The sequence below is a fragment of the Kitasatospora sp. GAS1066B genome (assembly GCF_041262605.1).
Lineage (GTDB): Bacteria > Actinomycetota > Actinomycetes > Streptomycetales > Streptomycetaceae > Kitasatospora.
The window spans coordinates 1-16,253 of record NZ_JBGCCO010000059.1 but is presented as its reverse complement, the minus strand read 5'-3'; the positions used below and the strand labels follow the sequence as shown (position 1 = coordinate 16,253).

Genomic DNA, 16,253 nt, shown 5'->3' with positions numbered 1-16,253 from the left:
CAGGGCGGGCAGGTCGGTGTGGTGGAAGACGAACGGCAGTTCCCAGCAGCGGCGGGCGCCGAGCGCGCCGCCGACGGCGGTCGAGCGCAGGCGAACTCGTAGGCGAAGGTGCGGGCGCGCCGGTGGCGGACGTGGGCATCGGCGAGGAGTGAACCCGACTTCGGCGAGCTGAGCCCGGACCGAAGCGCTGCTCAGGCCGGATACGCGTGGGTCTGCGCCGCCTTGACCGAAGCCCAGACCAGCGCGCCCGGGCTCAGGTCGAGTTCGGCGGCGGCCACCGGGGTCAGGTCGGCGGCCAGCGTCAGCGGCCCGGTCAGCTCGGCCCGCACCTGGGCGCCCTGCAGCTCGAGCCCGGTCACCGTGACCTCCCACAGATTGCGGGCGCTGGTGGCGGGCCGCTCCCGGTAGAGGGTCACGGCGGCGGGCGCGAACGCCACGAAGGCGGGCCCGGACACCTCCTCGGCCGTCGCCAGCACCGTGCCGTCCGCCAGCTGCACCAGGTGGCCCTCGCCGGTGCCCTGATAGAGGTTCAGGCCGACCAGCCGGGCGATGTAGTCGGTGCGCGGCCGGCGGGCGATCTCGGCGGGAGTGCCGGACTGCACCTCGGCGCCGTCCTCGATCACCACCAGCCGGTCGGCCAGCACCATCGCGTCCAGCGGGTCGTGCGTGACCAGCACCGCGACCGCCTCGAACTCGGCCAGGTGCCGCCGCAGTTGGGAGCGGACGTCGAGCCGGGTGCGGGCGTCGAGGGCGGCCAGTGGCTCGTCCAGCAGCAGCAGCCGGGGCCGCACCGCCAGCGCCCGGGCCAGCGCCACCCGCTGCGCCTGCCCGCCGGAGAGCTTGGCCGGGCGGGCGGCTGCGTGGTCGGCCAGGCCCATCCGGTCCAGCCAGCCGCTCGCGGCGGCCCGCGACTCCTTCTTCGAGCGGCCCTGGCAGCGCAGCCCGAAGCCGACGTTGTCCAGCGCGCTGAGGTGCGGGAAGAGCAGGTAGTCCTGGAACACCACGCCGACCGGGCGCCGCTCGGCGGGCGTGTGCCGCCCGGCCGCCGGCTCCTCCAGCGTCTGCCCGTCCAGCCGCAGGTGCCCGCCGCTGAGCGGCAGCAGGCCGGCCAGCGCGCGCAGCGCCGTCGACTTGCCCGCACCGTTCGGGCCGAGCAGTGCGATCACCTCGCCGGCGGCGGCGCGCAGCGCCAGGTCGAGCGTGAAGCCGGGCCGCTCGACGCGCAAGTGGGCGTCCAGGGCGACAGTCTGACGATCCATCACGGTGCGCTCATCCACCGTTCGCGCAGTCCCACCAGGACCGCGATCGAGACCGCGAGCAGCACCAGGCTGAGCGCGATCGCCGCTTCGGGATCGGTCTCCAGCGCCAGGTAGACCGCCAATGGCATGGTCTGGGTGGTGCCGGGGAAGTTCCCGGCGAAGGTGATGGTCGCGCCGAACTCGCCGAGCGCGCGGGCCCAGGCGAGCACCGAGCCGGCTGCCACCCCGGGGGCGATCAGCGGCAGCGTGACCCGCCGGAAGGCGGTCAGCCGGGAGGCGCCGAGGGTGGCCGCCGCCTCCTCGAACCGCGGATCGGCGGCCCGCAGCGCGCCCTCCACGCTGATCACCAGGAACGGCATCGCGACGAAGGCCTCGGCGACCACCACCCCGGGCGTGGTGAACGGCAGCGTGATCCCGAAGGCGGAGTCCAGCCAGCGGCCGACGATCCCGTTGCGGCCCAGCACCAGCAGCAGCGCCACGCCGCCGACCACCGGCGGCAGCACCAGCGGCAGCGTCACCAGGGCGCGGATCACCCGCCGTCCGGGGAAGTCGGTGCGCGCCAGCAGCCAGGCCAGCGGCACCCCGAGCACCAGCGAGACCGCCGTGGCGGAGGTGGCGCAGATCAGCGACAGCCGCAGCGCCTGCCAGACCGCGGGGCTGGACAACTCCTGGGGCAGCGACCGCCAGGGGGCCTTGACCAGCAGGCCCACCAGCGGCAGCAGCAGGAAGAGCAGCCCGAGCAGGGCCGGCAGCAGCAGCGCTATCGGGATCCGGGAGCCGCGGCTACGCACTGAGCGGTCCTCAGGAGGCCGAGGGCGACGGGGCGGTGGACGGGGCGGTGGACGAGGCGGTCGGGGGCTGGAAGCCGGCCGCGGTCAGCACCGCGATGCCCGCCGGGGACTCGACGTACTGCTCGAAGGCCTTGGCGCCGGTCGGGTTCGGGGCCTTGGCGAGGTCGGCGATCGGGTAGTTGTTGATCGCCTTGGCGGCCTCGGGGAAGTTCACGCCGTCCACCTTGCCGGCGGCGGACTTGACGTCGGTCTGGTAGACGATCGAGGCGTCCACCTCGCCGAGCTCGACCTTGGTCAGCGCGCTGGTGACGTCCTGCTCCAGGGTGACCGGGGTGAGGTTCACGTTGCCCGCCTTGAGCGCGGTCTGCGCGGCCGCGCCGCACGGGACCTGCGGTGCGCAGAGCGCGACCTTGATGCCGGGCGCGGCGAGGGACTGGAGCGAGGTGATGTTCTTCGGGTTGCCCTTGGCGACCGCGATCTCCAGCGTGTTGCTGACGAAGACGGTGGGCGTGTCGGCGGTGCCCTTGGCGTCGGTGACGGTCTTCATGGTGGCCGGCGAGGCGGCGGCGAAGACGTCGGCCGGGGCGCCGGAGTTGATGCTCTGGGCCAGCGTGGAGCTGCCGCCGAAGTTGAACTTCACCGTGGTGCCGGGGTGGGCGGCCTCGAAGCTCTTGCCGAGCGTGGTGAAGGTGTCCTGCAGCGAGGCGGCGGCGAAGACGGTGACCGTGCCGGTGACGGCCGGGCCGGACGAGGACGGCGAGGAGGCGGCGCTTCCGGTCGACTTCGTCGAGCTGCTGCACGCGGTCAGGCCACCGGCCAGCGCGAGCGCGGCGAGGGTGGCGGCGGCGGTACGGATCCGGGTGGTGGGCATGTGGTTCCCCTCCTGCCGGGTCCTCAGGGACACGGCGGTGCGGTCAGGTACGGGCCGGTCCGCCGCGCCATGCGACGGAAGGGGGCGACCCTGGCGCCGCCGGGACGTGCGCGTGGGCCCAGTGCGTCTGCTGTGACTGCCGGGTTGGCGGTGGCCACAGTGGCGCCTGGGCTCGGTGTGCTCGTATCTGCGGGCGTTGTGGCGATCATAGTGCCGTAGATGCAAGCCTGAAATCCTCTGTGCCTTTGCACAGCGTGTCCGCCCCCGAACGCTCGGGCCGCCTGTGCGAACGTTCGGACGCCGTGGCTTCGGGCGGTGGACGGCTGGACGAGCACTCCGGCCGAAAACCGCTGGCCGGAGTGCTCGTCCGGGCAGCAGAGTAGGCCGCCGAGAACGATTCGAGGGGGAGGACATCCGATGTCCACGCTGCGGGTCACCGCCGAGCGGCTGACCGTGCTCGACCATCCGAACGCCGACGCGCTGGAGCTGGCCCAGGTCGGCCTCTACCGCGCGGTGGTGGCCAAGGGCGCCTACCGCACCGGCGACCACGCGCTCTACATCCCGGAGCAGGCCGTGCTGCCCGCCGCACTGGTCGAGGAGTTGGGCCTGACCGGCAAGCTGGCCGGGCCGAACGCCGACCGGGTCAGGGCGGTCCGGCTGCGCGGCGAGCTCTCCCAGGGCATCGTCTGCCGGCCGAGCGCGCTGGCCGGCACCGACCTGGCCGCGGCCGCCGCCGAGGGCCGCGACTTCGCGGAGCAGCTGGGCATCACCAAGTGGCGGCCGCCGATCCCGACCGCGATGAACGGTGACGTCGAGGCGGCCCCCGACCTGCTGCCCTGGGTCGACATCGAGAACCTGCAGCGGTTCCCCGACATCTTCGAGCCGGGCGAGCCGGTGGTGCTGACCGAGAAGCTGCACGGCAGCTGCTGCCTGCTCACCTATCACGCCGCCGGCGGCGAGGTGCAGGTCTCCTCCAAGGGCATCGGCGCGCAGTACCTGGCGCTGAAGGCCGACGACCGCAACCTCTACTGGCGGGCGGTGCGCGCGCACGGCGTGCCGGCGGTGGCCGCGAGGCTGGCCGAGCAGTTGGGGGCGGAGCGGATCGGGATCTTCGGCGAGGTGTTCGGCGCGGGCGTGCAGGACCTGACGTACGGCAGCTCGGGACGTACCGAGCTGCCGGGCTACGCGGTCTTCGACGTCTCGGCGCTGATCGACGGTCAGCTGCGCTGGCTGTCCGCCGCCGAACTGCTGGCCGGGCTGCTGCCGCTGGTCCCGGAGCTGTGGCGCGGACCGTTCGACCCGGCGGTGGTGCTGGCCCAGGCCGATGGGCGGGAGACGGTCTCCGGCCGGGCGCTGCACCTGCGCGAGGGCGTGGTGATCCGGCCCGTCGTCGAGCGGCACAGCCCGGTGCTCGGCGGCCGGGCGATCGCCAAGGCGGTCAGCGGCGCGTACCTGACCCGCAAGGGCGGCACCGAGTTCGAGTAGCGGCGGACCGGCGGCGACGCACCGGGGTAGCGGCGGACCGGCGGCGACGCACCCGGGTAGCGGCGGACCGGCGGCGACGCACCGGGGCTGACGCGGTGTCAGGGGACGGCGTCGGTTGGACCGTACGCTGACAAGTGTGATCACGTACCAGGACCCGAAAGTCGGCGAACCCGAGGCCGACCGCCACTGGGCCCGGCTGCTCGACGGCTACCGGCGCACCCGGGTGCGGGTCGCCGCGCGGGCCGGCGAACCGGCGGCGGCCCGGCGGACCGCCGCGCTCGGCCACGAAATCGCCCTCGGCGCCCCGGTGTCGATCGCCGCCGCGCTCTTCGACCCGGCTGCCGGGCCCGGCACGGCGGCCGGCGAGCGGGACGGCTGGGTCGGCCCGTTCTGGGAGGTGCTGGCGGTCCGGCAGCCCTGGGCGGTGCTGTCCGGGTTACCGCTCCCCGAGCCGGTGCGCACCCTGATGGCGCACACCAGAGTGCTGCTCGGCGAGGACCTGACGGATGGCCGGACACCGGCACCGACACCGGCACCGGCACCGACTCCGACACTGGGCCGGGACGCCACGGTGCCGCTCCGGCTGCTGCCCTGGGAACAGGCCGGCTGGGAACCCGCCGACCGGGTCACCGCCTACCGGGCCGACGGCGCGGCCACCGCGCACTTCCCGCTGCCCGAAAGCCGCGAGGGCCTCGGCCCGATCCGGCTGCCCAGGCCGGGAGCGGCGCTACCGGACCCCGAACAGCCGGCCACCGCCGCGCTGCGCGGCCTGTGCGACTGGCTCGACGCGCGCTGCCTGCGCGGCACCGCCCCGCAGGCAGCCGCCCTGTTCGCCGGATCCGGTGCGCCGCACGGCGAGACCGTCGCGGGCTATCTGCCGTTCGCCGCCGCCTATCCCGCGCTGGTCCGGGCCGGTTCGGGCGCCAGTGCCTACGGCCGCTCGGGCGGCACGGCGCGGGGCCGGCTGGCGGTCTGGCGGGTGCTCGCCGCGATGGCCGAGCCGGCGGGGCGCCGCTCGGTCGCCGGGGTGACGGCACTGGTGGCCCGGATGCGCTGCTTCACCTGGTGCGAGAGCGCCGACGAGGTCTGGCACCTGCACCTCGCGCTGGAGGATCCCGCGACCGGCCTGGCCTGGGCGGTCAGCGGAAGCGACTACGACTGAGCGGGCTGGTCCCGGTCGGCCTGCGCGTCGGCCTGTGCGTCGGCCTCTGCGTCGGCCTGCGCGTCGGCTCGTGCGGCGGAGAGGACCGCCTGGTTGCCGGTCGACCAGAGCGGGGTCATCACGACGGACTCGATCAGCCACCGCTCCCCGCCCCGGCGCAGGCCGAACTCGTAGCGGCCGCCGAGCGTGTAGCTGTTCTCGCCGAGGTCGTGATCGGCGATGTGGGTGGCCTGGAAGTGCGCGGTGCAGCGGGCCTGCTCGCCGTCGACGGTGACCAGGTGGTTGGTCAGCATGTGCTGGGTGGCCCGCAGGCCCCCGAGCAGCGAGCGCCAGGAGGCGATCAGGTCGGTGCGGGGGACCTCGGCCGGGGCGCCGGCGCCGAAGCGGGAGTAGTCCAGCGTCACCTTGTCGGCCAGCACCTCGGCGAGCCGCTCCCAGTCGCGCAGGTCGGTGTACCAGCACATCCGGATGGTGGTGTCGATCACGTCGTCACGGATACTCACGGGGTCGCTCCCAGGGGTGGACAGCCGATGAATTGAGCCTTCGTACACCCCTTGCCTGACGGTACGTCAAAGCCGCGGGTGGCAGGATCGTCGCATGATCAATGGAGTCATGTTCGACTTTTCCGGCACGCTCTTCCGGATCGAGTCGGCCGAGCGCTGGTGGGCGAGCGTCTCCGCGGCGCAGGGTCTGGCCCTGAGTGCCGAGGAACTGGCCGAGGGCGCGCGCCGGTTGGCGACCTACGGCGCGCTGCCGGGCGGTCCGGTGCCGGAGGTGATACCCGCGGAGCTGGCCGAGGCGTGGGAGAAGCGGGACCTGAGCGAGGCGCGGCACCGGGCGGCGTACGCCGGGCTGGTCCGGGCGGCCGGCTCGCCGATGGCGGAGCTGGCCGACGCGCTGTACGACCGTCATATGACCCCCGACGCCTGGCGCCCGTACCCCGACGCCGAGCCGACGCTGCGCGAGCTGCGGCGGCGCGGGCTGCCGGTCGCGGTGGTGAGCAACATCGGCTGGGACCTGCGCCCGGTCTTCCGGGCGCACGGGCTGGACGAGTTGGTCGACGCCTACCTGCTCTCCTTCGAGTTCGGTGCGCAGAAGCCGGACCCGTCGATCTTCCAGGCGGCCTGTGACCGGCTCGGGCTGGCGCCGGGCGAGGTGCTGATGGTCGGCGATGACCGCCGGGCCGATGCGGGTGCGGCCGCGCTCGGCTGCCCGTTGCACCTGGTCGACCACCTGCCGGTCGACCAGCGTCCGGCCGGACTCGGCCCGCTGCTGGAGCTGCTCGGGTGACCAACGGCCAGCGCCGGGCGGCTGGTGCCCCGTCAGTCGACGCGGCCGGCGAGGGCCAGGAAGCGGTCGTCCTGGTCCAGATAGTCGGTCAGTCGCCAGCCCGACCCGGCGAGCAGCGGGCGCAGATTGGGCTCGGCCCGCAGGTCGTCCGGTGTGAGCGCTCGCCCGTGCCGGGCGGCCAGCGCGGCGCGCCCGACCGGGTGGAAGAGCGCGAGCCGCCCGCCGGGGCGGGTGATCCGGGCCAGTTCGGCCAGGTTGGCGGCGGGCTCGGGCAGGTGGGTGATCAGTCCGGCCGCGAAGACGGTGTCCACCACCCGGTCGCCCAGCGGCAGCCGGCCGCAGTCACCGACCAGCAGTGTGGCCACCGCGTCCCGGCCGAGCCGGGCCGCCTGCTGGAGCATCTCGGGCGTCAGGTCGATGCCCAGCACCGTCCCGCGCTCGCCCACCGCCTCGCGCAGCGCGGGCAGCGCCCGCCCGGTGCCGCACCCCGCGTCCAGCACCACCGAGCCCGGCGCGGGCGCGAGTGCCACGACGGCCTGTGCGTAGCGCGGCCCGTCGTCCGGGAAGCGCTCCTCCCAGTCGGCGGCGCGCACGGCGAAGAAGTCGCGGGTGCGGGCGAGTTCGGCCTGATGGTCGTCCATGCGCGCAGCGTACCCGTGACCTGTGGGCGGGCGTGTCGTTGACAGCACGGCAGGGAACCGACGGGCCCTGAACTAAGGTAAGGCTAACCTAACTTTGGCCAGCCTTGTGGGAGCTCCCTCGTGACCATCACCGCCGAACCCGCCCCGCTCGCCGGCGACGCGATCCTGCGCCGTCAGCGCGTCCGCGAGTCCGCCGCCCGCACCTACGCGCGCTCCTTCCCGATCGTGCCGGTGCGCGCCAGCGGCATGACGGTCGAGGGTGCGGACGGTCGCCGCTACCTCGACTGCCTCTCCGGTGCCGGCACCCTGGCGCTGGGCCACAACCACCCGGTGGTGCTGGCGGCCATCCGCCGCACCCTGGACAGCGGGGCACCGCTGCACCTGCTCGATCTGGCCACCGCCGAGAAGGACGACTTCACCACCGCGCTGCTGGAGAGCCTGCCCGCGGCCTTCGCCGAGCGGGCCCGGGTGCACTTCTGCGGACCGGCCGGCACCGACGCGGTGGAGGCCGCGCTCAAGCTGATGCAGACCGCCACCGGGCGGCGCGGCGCGCTCGCCTTCACCGGCGGCTACCACGGCATGACCGCCGGCGCCCTCGCGGTGACCGGCAACGTCGCGGTCAAGGAGCCGCTGCCCAGCGGCGGCGAGGTCACCCGGCTGCCGTACCCGTACGCCTACCGCTGCCCGTTCGGGATGGGTGGCGCGGCGGCCGAGCGGCTGGCCGCCGTCTACACCGAACGGCTGCTCGACGACCCGTCGGGCGGCGTGGTGCGACCCGCCGCGATGATCGTGGAGGCGGTGCAGGGCGAGGGCGGCGCGGTGCCGGCGCCCGACGGCTGGCTGCGCGAGATGCGCCGGATCACCGCCGAGCGCGGCATCCCGCTGATCCTGGACGAGGTGCAGACCGGGGTCGGGCGGACCGGCGCGATGTGGGCCGTCGAGCACAGCGGGATCGTGCCGGACGCGATGGTGCTCTCCAAGGCGATCGGCGGCAGCCTGCCGCTCGCGGTGGTGGTCTACCGGGAGGAGTACGACAGTTGGCGCCCCGGCGCGCACACCGGCACCTTCCGCGGCAACACGCTGGCGATGGCGGCCGGCGCGGCGACCCTGCGGTACGTGGCCGCGCACGGCCTGGCGGAGCGGGCGGCGCTGGTCGGGCGGCGGCTGCTGGCCGGGCTGACGGCGCTCCAGGAGCGGCTGCCGGTGATCGGGGACGTGCGCGGACGCGGCCTGATGGTCGGCGTCGAACTGGTCGACCCGGCAGGCGAGACGGACTCCTGCGGCGCCCACCCGGCCGACCCCGCGCTCGCGGTGCGGGTCCGGGCGGCCTGCCTGGCGCGCGGGCTGATCGTCGAGCTGGGCGGGCGGCACGACGCGGTGCTGCGGCTGCTGCCGCCGCTGACCATCACGGACGAGCAGGCGGACGCGGTGCTGGAGCGGCTGGCCGAGGCGATCGCGGCGGCCGCCGCTGGTGCAGTGTGACTGACCATCAGCTGATGGAGCATCAGGAAGGCGAGCTGCCACCGCTAGCGGGCGGGGTGGCCGGCCCGGCGGCGCTGCGGCCGCTGCTCACCGCCGTGCTGGACGCGTTGACCGTCGGCGCGGCTCGCCGGGGCGGCCCGCTGGCGGCAGGCGAGCCGGGCGAGTTGGCCGCGCAGGTGGTCCAGGCCTTCGGCGCGCCGGGCGGCACCGAGGTCACGATGTCGCTTGCCGCCACGGCACCGACCGACGCCGCCGCGCTGATCGCGCTCACGGAACTGCTGGCGCACGGGGCCGCCGACCCCGCCGACCCGGCCTGCGCCGCGCACCTGCACTGCCCGCCGCTGGCCGTCGCGGTCGCCGCTGACCTCGCGGTCAGCGTGCTCAATCCCTCGCTGGACTCCTGGGACCAGGCCCCGGCCGCGACCGTGCTGGAGACCGAACTGCTGGCCGAACTGGCCGCGCTGGTCGGCTACCGGCCGGAGCTGGCCGCCGGCGTGCTCACCTCGGGCGGCACCGAGTCCAACCTGCTCGGCCTGCTGCTGGCCCGCGACCAGTTGTTGCCCGGACAGGTGGAGCTGGACGGCGTCGACCCCGCGCTCCAGCCGCGGATCTTCGCCTCCCGGGCCGCCCACTTCTCGATCCAGCGCGCCGCCGCCGTGCTCGGTCTCGGCGAGCGCGCGGTGGTCCCGATCGAGGTCGACCGCGACCAGCGGATGGACCCGGCGGCGCTCGCCGCAGCGCTCACCGCCGCACGGCGGGCCGGCCGGCTGCCGCTCGCCGTGGTCGCCACCGCCGGCACCACCGACACCGGGGCGATCGACCCGCTGCACCGCTGCGCCGACCTGGCCGCCGAGCACGGCGCCTGGCTGCACGTGGACGCCGCGTACGGCGGCGGCGCGCTGCTCTCCGACAAGCTGGCCCCGCTGCTGGAGGGCCTGCACCGGGCCGACTCGCTCTCGCTGGACTGGCACAAGCTGGGCTGGCAGCCGGTGGCGGCCGGGATCTTCCTGGTCCGCCGCGCCGAGAGCTACGCCTCGCTGGCCCGTCGCGCCGCCTATCTCAACCCGGCCGACGACGAGGCGGCCGGCTATCCGAGCCTGCTCGGCCGCTCGTTGCGCACCACCCGCCGGGCCGACGCCTTCTCGATCGCGGTCACCCTGCGCACCCTGGGCCGGGCCGGCCTCGGGCGACTGGTCGACCGCTGCCACGAGTTGGCCCAGGCGGCGGCCGAGCTGATCCGGACCCGCACCGAGCTGGAGCTGTACTGCGACCCGCTGCTGACCACCGTGCTCTTCCGCGCGCTGCCCGCCGACCCGGCCGGGCGCGCGGATCCGGCGGCCGTCGACGCCTTCAACGCCGAGCTGCGCCGCCGGTTGCTGGCGAGCGGGCGAGCCGTCCTCGGACGCACCGAACTTCCCTCTCCTGTACCAGGAGTGACGGAGGGTCTGGTCCGCCTCAAGCTCACCATGCTCAATCCGCATACCACCGAAGCCGAATTGGTCCGGCTGCTGGACCTGGTGGTCGAGGAGGCCGGTCGGACGGAGTGGTCGGGCGGCGGCCGGACAGCCTCGGGGGATACAGCGCGGACCTAGAAAAGCGCCCCGAAATTGGAGGAAGCCACATTGTGGTGACTCTGTGTGAGGATTTCCGGGAAACATTCCAGTGCGCTGTCGAAACGCCCGGAAAAAGCTGGGAGCGCAGCGCGGAGCGGCCCCGAAACGACGATTTTCGGCCGTGCCTCGCGCACATTCCCGCCAACCGGCGGCCAATGCTTGCGGATCTCCCGAGCGGCGGAGATAACGTCTAGTAGTCGCCGCCACACCGGGAGCACACGGCTCCCAGGGACTAGCGGCGCGAGGGGGACTCGTCATGCGCAACCGCGAGTTCGCGGTGGCTGCGGCATGTCGTAGCGATCGGGCGCGGCCGGCCACGGCCCCGGCGTCCGTGGTGTCCATCCCCGACGGCGCGCCCCCGGTCCAGGTGCTGCCGAGATTAGGCGCGGCCCGCCGCGCCGGCTGAGCCACGACCTCTCGTCCGGAGGGGACCGCACCGCGCGGCCTGCCGAGTGGTTGCCGAGTTCCGCCGGGCGTGAATTCAGCGTCACATTCCGATGAACGCACGTCAATAGCCGCACACGGCTGCGCGCCCGTGCGCGTTGCTGCGCGCGGCCGGCCGAGTGCGCGTCAGTTCGCGCGCCCCATTGGGCTGCCGCCACGCCTGGTCGGGCTCCCGTCGGCCGGGCGTATTCCCCTGGCGCGCCCCCTTGTGCCGCTTGTTCCTTGTCTAAATCCCTGATTCGCTGCGTACACCAATGATTTGGTGCACCCAGCCATGCGACGCGGAGGCCGCGTAATGAGCGACGCGCTCATGAGCACCAAGCCCAGCCCGTACCAGGCCCTGCCCTTCTCCGACCGCTGCCGGCAGGTTTGGGAGCGCGGTGACCACCTGCTGATCGGCGTGAGTCCCGGAAACAGCTACTTCAGTACCCATCGGATCAGCGAACTCGTCAGCTGGGGGCGCGAGTTCTTCGACTCGATCGACATCGTCCACGCCGACCTGTACGTCGACACGCAGTTCGAGGCCTTCGGCTACACCCCGGAGCACGCCCGGCGCCGGGCCACCAAGGAGGTCAAGACCACGGCCCGGCGGATCCAGCGCGGCGTCGAGGAGGCCGGGTTGACCGGTGTCGCCATGCATGCCCTCTCCGATTTCCTCCCCGACCCCGCCTACCGGCGCCTGCACGCCGAGGTCGCGGTCGCGCTGCGGGACGACCCGGTCTTCCGAGCCGCCGCCGAGGGCATGGCGCGGGCCTTCCTGAGCTCCCGGCTGCCGGCCGGAGCGGCCGCCGACGAGCGGCAGTTGGCCGCGGGCCTGCGGTACATCTGCGCCGAGCTGCCGTTCTTCCTGGACACCCCGGCGCTGCTCGGCAAGGCCAGTTCGATCTCCTGCTACCACGTCGAACTCCCGCTCACTCCGGTGCTGTTCGGGCGCACCGAGGGGCTGCGGGCGGTGGCCGAGCAGGGCTACGCGGTGGTCCGCCCGACCGCGGCGGCGGAAGCCTCCGGGGAAGCCACCGGAGAAGCCACCGAGGAATCCGCCGGAGAGGCCGTGGAGGAGGCCGTCGCGGCCTGAGCCCACGTTCCTCCCGCTGACCTGACCCGCGCCAACTCGCATCGAACCAAGGAGAACTACGTTCATGACCACCAGTACGACGCCCCGCACCGAGCTGCCGCCCTTCCCCCTCTCCCGCCGCGGTGACGTGCTCCCCGCCGAGGCCGAGCGGCTGCGCGCGGAGCAGCCGGTGGCCCGGGTCCGGACCATGACCGGTGACGAGGCCTGGTTGGTGAGCAACTACCAGCTGGCCAAGCAGGTGCTGGAGGACGACCGGTTCAGCCTCAAGGACACCGCCAACCCCGGCGTGCCGCGCCAGTACGCGCTGACCATCCCGCCGGAGGTGGTCAACAACATGGGCAACATCAACAGCGCCGGGCTGCGCGACGCCGTGATGAAGACCCTCTCGCCGCGCGCCGACCGGGAGTTGGGCAGCTGGCTGGAGGCACAGGCGCACGGGTTGCTCGACCGGGTGATCGCCGAGGGCGCGCCCGCCGACCTGCGGGACGCCTTCGCCGAGCCGTACTCCGCCGCGTTGCACTGCCGGCTGATCGGCATCCCCACCGACGACTGGCGGCGGTTGATGTCCGGCATCGACGTCGCCTTCATCACCAGCCCGCAGCCCTTCGAGGGCTCGACTCCCAACTGGTACAAGGACCTCGGCTACCTGCTGGACCGGCTGAACGCCGACCCGGCACCCACACGGGGTCTGCTCGGCCGGTTCGTCGAGCTGCGGCGCTCGCCGGAGGTCTCGGAGCAGGTGAGCGACGAGCTGCTGGCCACCGTGGCCCTCTCGCTCTTCGGCGCGGGCGCGGTGAGCACCTCGGCCTTCCTGCAGCACGCGATCATCGCGCTGGCCCAACAGCCCGAGCTGGCCGACCGGCTGCGCGCCGAACCGGCCGTGATCGGGCGCGCGGTGGACGAGCTGCTGCGCTACAACCTCTCGATCGGCGACGCGCTGCCCCGCATCGCGCTCGCCGACGTCAAGCTCGGCGAGGTGGAGATCAGGGCCGGCGAGCTGGTGCTGGTGCTGATCGAGGGTGCCAACTACGATCCGGAGGTCTTCCCCGAGCCGGAGAAGATCGATTTCGACCGGGTGAGCAACCCGCACCTGGCCTTCGGTGGCGGCCGACACTTCTGCCCCGCCTCCGCCCTCGGCCGCACGCACGCGGAGATCGCGCTGACCGCGCTGGTGCAGCGGCTGCCCGGCCTGCGGCTGGCGCTGCCGGTGGAGCAGCTGGCCTGGCGACCCGGCTTCATCAAGCGCCTGCCGGAGCGGCTCCCGGTGCTCTGGTGACCGGCGACGGGGGAGCGGCGAACGGCTGCCGCGGGCGGGGGAGCATGATCGCAGCGGATGGGCCCTGCGAACAGGTCTAACCGGGCAGCCCGAGCAGGATCGCGCGGGTCCGCTCCCAGGTCTGCGGGTCGCAGGCGACCAGCAGACCGTCCTCGCCGCCGGGCGGGTCGGGGCGGTAGGGGGAGCCGTCCAGGCGGGCCGAGACGCCGCCGCTCTCGCGGACCAGCAGCGAGCCGGGGGCGTGGTCCCAGGGCAGCGTGCGCCAGTAGACCAGGAAGTCCAGCTCGCTGTCGGCGATCAGCGGGTACTCGATGCCGACCGATCGCCGACCCTCCGTCAACTGCCCGAAGGCGGACGGGTCGGCGCTCAGGCCGGGGAACCGGCCGCGGCGCAGGTAGGGCTTGGCCGCGCCACGCCAGCGGGCCGGGTCCGGGCCGGCCGGCGGGCGGGTCAGCCGGTGGCCGTCGCGCCAGGCGCCCGCGCCCAGTTCGGCGCTGTAGGCGGTGCGGGTCATCGGCTGCCAGATCCAGGCCGCGACCGCCTCGCCGTCCCGGACCAGCGAGGCCATCACGGCGAAGTCGGGGCGCCCGGCGACGAAGTTGGCGGTCCCGTCGACCGGGTCGACCAGCCAGCAGGCGGGCTCGTTGTGCAGTGCCCGGGCGAGTTTGGGATCGGCGGCCACCGCCTCCTCGCCCACCACCGGAAGGGGCAGCACCTCGCGCAGCCGCCGGGTGATGATCAGCTCGGCCTCGCGGTCGGCGATGGTCACCATGTCCCCGGGGGCCTTCTCGATCACCTCGCCGGCCGCCAGCGCCCGGAACCGCGGCTCAACGGCCTGCGCCGAAGCCTCGGCGAGGATCTCGGCCACCTTCTCCATGAGCACGCCGTTCCGCTCCCTTCGCTCGGCTACCACTCTCGCACGCTCGGCGCGCCGCGACGCGCGCCGGCCACCGGCTGGGCGCTCGGCGGGGCGGTAGGAGGCAGGGGTAGGAAGCGGAAGGCGGAAGGCGGAAGGCGGAAGGCGGAAGGCGGAAGGCAGAAGGCAGAAGGCAGAAGGCAGAAGGCAGAAAGCAGAAAGCAGGAGGCAGGCGCAGGTCGGCCGGCACACCACGCAGCGCCGGCCCGCCGAGCGTGACTGGGAGCTGGGAGCTGGGAGCCGGCGGAGCCTCAGACCGTCGAGAGGACGGCCTGATCGGCGGGTTCGGGCCGCTGGTAGCGGCGGCTGGTCGCGGTGCCGGCCGCCAGCAGCAGGGCAGCGCCCGCCGCCGCGCAGGTGACCCAGAACGGTGCGCCCGGGCCACTGCGGGCCGCGGCCCAGCCCGCCGCCACGGTGCCCGCCGACTGGGCCAGGGTGATGCTGCTGACCAGGCCGGCCATCGCCTCGCCCAGCCGCTCGGTGGGCACCGTCCGCTCGACCAGGCCGAACATCGTGATCATCTGCGGCGCCACGGCCAGTCCCACGCAGCCCACCGCCACCGCGAGCCCGCCCAGCGTGTGCCCGAGCAGCGGCAGCACCAGCGCGGCGGCCAGCAGCAGGACGGTGCCGGCCCGCAGCCTGGCGGGCAGGTCGAAGCGGGCCGGCAGCGCCGCCATCGCGATGCCCGAACAGGCGCTCACCGCGCCCATCAGTCCGTAGACCAGCCCGGCCGCCCCGGCATGGCCCAGGTGCCCGGTGGTCGCGGTGACCCCGACCTGGATCGAGCCGAAGACCACGCCGAGCAGCGCGATCCCGGCCAGCAGCAGCCCGTACGGCACGCTCAGCAGGCGGGCCGAGGTCCGCGATGGGCCGCCGCCCCCGGTGCCCGGCGCCGCCGTCGGGTGCCGGGCGAAGAGCGTGCCGCAGACCCCGACCAGGGCGGCCGCCAGCAGCAGCCCGGCGGCCGGGTCGATCAGGGTGGCCAGCACGCCGACCACCGCCGGACCGCTGGTGAAGCTGATCTCGTCGAGCAGGCCGTCCAGCCAGAGGGCCGCCGCCGTCTGCTCCTCCTGTCCGTCCGCCAGCCAGAGCCAGCGGCTGCGCGAGAGCGGGCCGACCAGCGGCACCGAGAGCCCGACCAGCGCGGCGAGCGCCAACTGCCAGCCGAACGCGGCGTGCTCCCGCACGGCGGCCACCAGGGCGAGGATGGCCAGCGCGTTGACCCCGGCGGCGACCAGGCCGACCCGGCGCTGACCGTGCCGGTCGGCGGTCCGGCCGACCACTGGCCCGCCGGTGGCCTGACCCAGGGCCAGGGCGCCGGCGACGGCCGAGCCGCGCCAGACGCTGCCGGTCTGCTGGCTGACCATCAGCAGCGTGCCGATCGCGCACATCGCGGCCGGCAGCCGCCCGAGGAACGACCAGGCGAGCACCTGGCCACCCGTCAGCTCGACGGCCGAACGGCACTTCCCCACGGCACTCATACGCTTTCGAGCCCCCAGCCGGGCCGACTCGGGGCGCCCGCCTCCCCGCCGTCGGCCCACGGGTGATCGTCCAGCGGGTGGCTTCGACCTTAGGGGCGGCTATGCACGGAGGGTAATCGTACGATCATCCAGCAGGTTCGGGCCGAGCGCGGCGATAGGTCGTACGCACCGGCACTGCGCGAGGTGCTGCTCCGTGCGCCCTGGGGCCTGTCGTCAAACCCCCTTCTGCTCGGCGACGCCATGCACGCGCTCTCGCCGCACCGGGCACAGGCCCGAGTACGCCCAGTACGAGGGCCCGCGCCCGGCACGCCGAGAGCACGCACCTGACGCCGCCAAGCCGCCCTGCGGGCGACGAAGGGGGTTTGACGACAGGCCCTAGCTTGATCTTTAAGCAATCGCCTCGAACGAGCCGTCGAACTTGATCACTCGTATCGGTAACCGCCGTACGCGGAAGCGGCCTTCGCCTG

The 16,253-nt window shown here is 74.1% G+C and carries 14 protein-coding genes; 7 read left to right on the top strand and 7 right to left on the bottom strand.

Features of this window, described 5'->3' with window-relative positions; genetic code table 11:
- Positions 1 to 191 precede the first annotated feature (191 nt).
- From ABH937_RS36760 to modA, 3 genes are read right to left on the bottom strand one after another with little or no spacing between them, the layout of a single operon-like run.
- Positions 192 to 1,259, bottom strand: a complete 1,068-nt coding sequence (locus tag ABH937_RS36760) for an ABC transporter ATP-binding protein (RefSeq protein ID WP_370220747.1) — start codon at positions 1,257 to 1,259, stop codon at positions 192 to 194.
- On the bottom strand, positions 1,259 to 2,050 hold the full coding sequence (gene modB, locus ABH937_RS36755) for a molybdate ABC transporter permease subunit (protein WP_280691620.1): 792 nt from the start codon (positions 2,048 to 2,050) through the stop codon (positions 1,259 to 1,261). The genes ABH937_RS36760 and modB overlap by 1 nt, the downstream gene beginning before the upstream one ends.
- 10 nt (positions 2,051 to 2,060) lie before the next feature.
- Positions 2,061 to 2,921 carry a molybdate ABC transporter substrate-binding protein gene (gene modA / locus ABH937_RS36750; protein ID WP_370220746.1) on the bottom strand — a complete coding sequence of 287 codons (861 nt, stop codon included), beginning with the start codon at positions 2,919 to 2,921 and terminating at the stop codon, positions 2,061 to 2,063.
- A gap of 417 nt (positions 2,922 to 3,338) precedes the next feature.
- Between modA and ABH937_RS36745 the strand changes: the two genes are divergently transcribed.
- Both ABH937_RS36745 and ABH937_RS36740 read left to right on the top strand, forming a co-directional pair.
- A complete protein-coding gene (locus tag ABH937_RS36745) occupies positions 3,339 to 4,406 on the top strand; it encodes an RNA ligase (ATP) (protein WP_280691618.1) in 1,068 nt (355 codons plus the stop codon).
- Between the two features lie 136 nt (positions 4,407 to 4,542).
- Entirely contained in the window at positions 4,543 to 5,568 is a 1,026-nt protein-coding gene (locus tag ABH937_RS36740) for a hypothetical protein (RefSeq protein WP_370220744.1), read from the top strand.
- On the opposite strand, the gene ABH937_RS36735 is transcribed toward ABH937_RS36740, so the two are convergent.
- Positions 5,559 to 6,071, bottom strand: a complete 513-nt coding sequence (locus ABH937_RS36735; protein ID WP_370220743.1) for a nuclear transport factor 2 family protein — start codon at positions 6,069 to 6,071, stop codon at positions 5,559 to 5,561. The two genes, ABH937_RS36740 and ABH937_RS36735, sit on opposite strands and share 10 nt — an antisense overlap.
- Before the next feature lie 109 nt (positions 6,072 to 6,180).
- Between ABH937_RS36735 and ABH937_RS36730 the strand changes: the two genes are divergently transcribed.
- On the top strand, positions 6,181 to 6,858 hold the full coding sequence (locus tag ABH937_RS36730; RefSeq protein ID WP_280691615.1) for an HAD-IA family hydrolase: 678 nt from the start codon (positions 6,181 to 6,183) through the stop codon (positions 6,856 to 6,858).
- A 32-nt stretch (positions 6,859 to 6,890) separates the two neighbouring features.
- Here ABH937_RS36730 and ABH937_RS36725 read toward each other — a convergent pair whose 3' ends face one another.
- Positions 6,891 to 7,499: a class I SAM-dependent methyltransferase gene (locus ABH937_RS36725; RefSeq protein WP_280691614.1), complete on the bottom strand. Its 609-nt coding sequence runs from the start codon at positions 7,497 to 7,499 to the stop codon at positions 6,891 to 6,893.
- A gap of 120 nt (positions 7,500 to 7,619) precedes the next feature.
- Between ABH937_RS36725 and ABH937_RS36720 the strand changes: the two genes are divergently transcribed.
- From ABH937_RS36720 to ABH937_RS36705, 4 genes are all read left to right on the top strand, one after another.
- Complete coding sequence (locus ABH937_RS36720; RefSeq protein ID WP_370220742.1) at positions 7,620 to 8,981, top strand: diaminobutyrate--2-oxoglutarate transaminase family protein; 1,362 nt, start codon at positions 7,620 to 7,622, stop codon at positions 8,979 to 8,981.
- A 14-nt stretch (positions 8,982 to 8,995) separates the two neighbouring features.
- Complete coding sequence (locus tag ABH937_RS36715) at positions 8,996 to 10,573, top strand: aspartate aminotransferase family protein (protein ID WP_370220741.1); 1,578 nt, start codon at positions 8,996 to 8,998, stop codon at positions 10,571 to 10,573.
- Positions 10,574 to 11,348: 775 nt separating this feature from the next.
- Positions 11,349 to 12,113, top strand: a complete 765-nt coding sequence (locus tag ABH937_RS36710) for a tRNA-dependent cyclodipeptide synthase (protein WP_370220740.1) — start codon at positions 11,349 to 11,351, stop codon at positions 12,111 to 12,113.
- Between the two features lie 64 nt (positions 12,114 to 12,177).
- Positions 12,178 to 13,389, top strand: coding sequence for a cytochrome P450 (locus ABH937_RS36705; protein ID WP_370220739.1), 1,212 nt, complete (start codon positions 12,178 to 12,180; stop codon positions 13,387 to 13,389).
- Between the two features lie 76 nt (positions 13,390 to 13,465).
- On the opposite strand, the gene ABH937_RS36700 is transcribed toward ABH937_RS36705, so the two are convergent.
- Both ABH937_RS36700 and ABH937_RS36695 read right to left on the bottom strand, forming a co-directional pair.
- Complete coding sequence (locus ABH937_RS36700) at positions 13,466 to 14,266, bottom strand: inositol monophosphatase family protein (protein ID WP_280691650.1); 801 nt, start codon at positions 14,264 to 14,266, stop codon at positions 13,466 to 13,468.
- A 290-nt stretch (positions 14,267 to 14,556) separates the two neighbouring features.
- On the bottom strand, positions 14,557 to 15,786 hold the full coding sequence (locus ABH937_RS36695; protein ID WP_280691609.1) for an MFS transporter: 1,230 nt from the start codon (positions 15,784 to 15,786) through the stop codon (positions 14,557 to 14,559).
- Positions 15,787 to 16,253: the final 467 nt, after the last annotated feature.

What these genes read in the sequence shown, in the direction of transcription:
- ABH937_RS36695 (WP_280691609.1), bottom strand. Translation starts at nt 15,786, where the DNA reads ATGAGTGCCGTGGGGAAGTGCCGTTCGGCCGTCGAGCTGACGGGTGGC.
- ABH937_RS36715 (WP_370220741.1), top strand. Translation starts at nt 8,996, where the DNA reads ATGGAGCATCAGGAAGGCGAGCTGCCACCGCTAGCGGGCGGGGTGGCC.
- ABH937_RS36730 (WP_280691615.1), top strand. Translation starts at nt 6,181, where the DNA reads ATGTTCGACTTTTCCGGCACGCTCTTCCGGATCGAGTCGGCCGAGCGC.
- ABH937_RS36725 (WP_280691614.1), bottom strand. Translation starts at nt 7,499, where the DNA reads ATGGACGACCATCAGGCCGAACTCGCCCGCACCCGCGACTTCTTCGCC.
- ABH937_RS36705 (WP_370220739.1), top strand. Translation starts at nt 12,178, where the DNA reads ATGACCACCAGTACGACGCCCCGCACCGAGCTGCCGCCCTTCCCCCTC.
- ABH937_RS36710 (WP_370220740.1), top strand. Translation starts at nt 11,349, where the DNA reads ATGAGCACCAAGCCCAGCCCGTACCAGGCCCTGCCCTTCTCCGACCGC.
- modA (WP_370220746.1), bottom strand. Translation starts at nt 2,921, where the DNA reads ATGCCCACCACCCGGATCCGTACCGCCGCCGCCACCCTCGCCGCGCTC.
- ABH937_RS36700 (WP_280691650.1), bottom strand. Translation starts at nt 14,266, where the DNA reads ATGGAGAAGGTGGCCGAGATCCTCGCCGAGGCTTCGGCGCAGGCCGTT.
- ABH937_RS36745 (WP_280691618.1), top strand. Translation starts at nt 3,339, where the DNA reads ATGTCCACGCTGCGGGTCACCGCCGAGCGGCTGACCGTGCTCGACCAT.
- ABH937_RS36760 (WP_370220747.1), bottom strand. Translation starts at nt 1,259, where the DNA reads ATGGATCGTCAGACTGTCGCCCTGGACGCCCACTTGCGCGTCGAGCGG.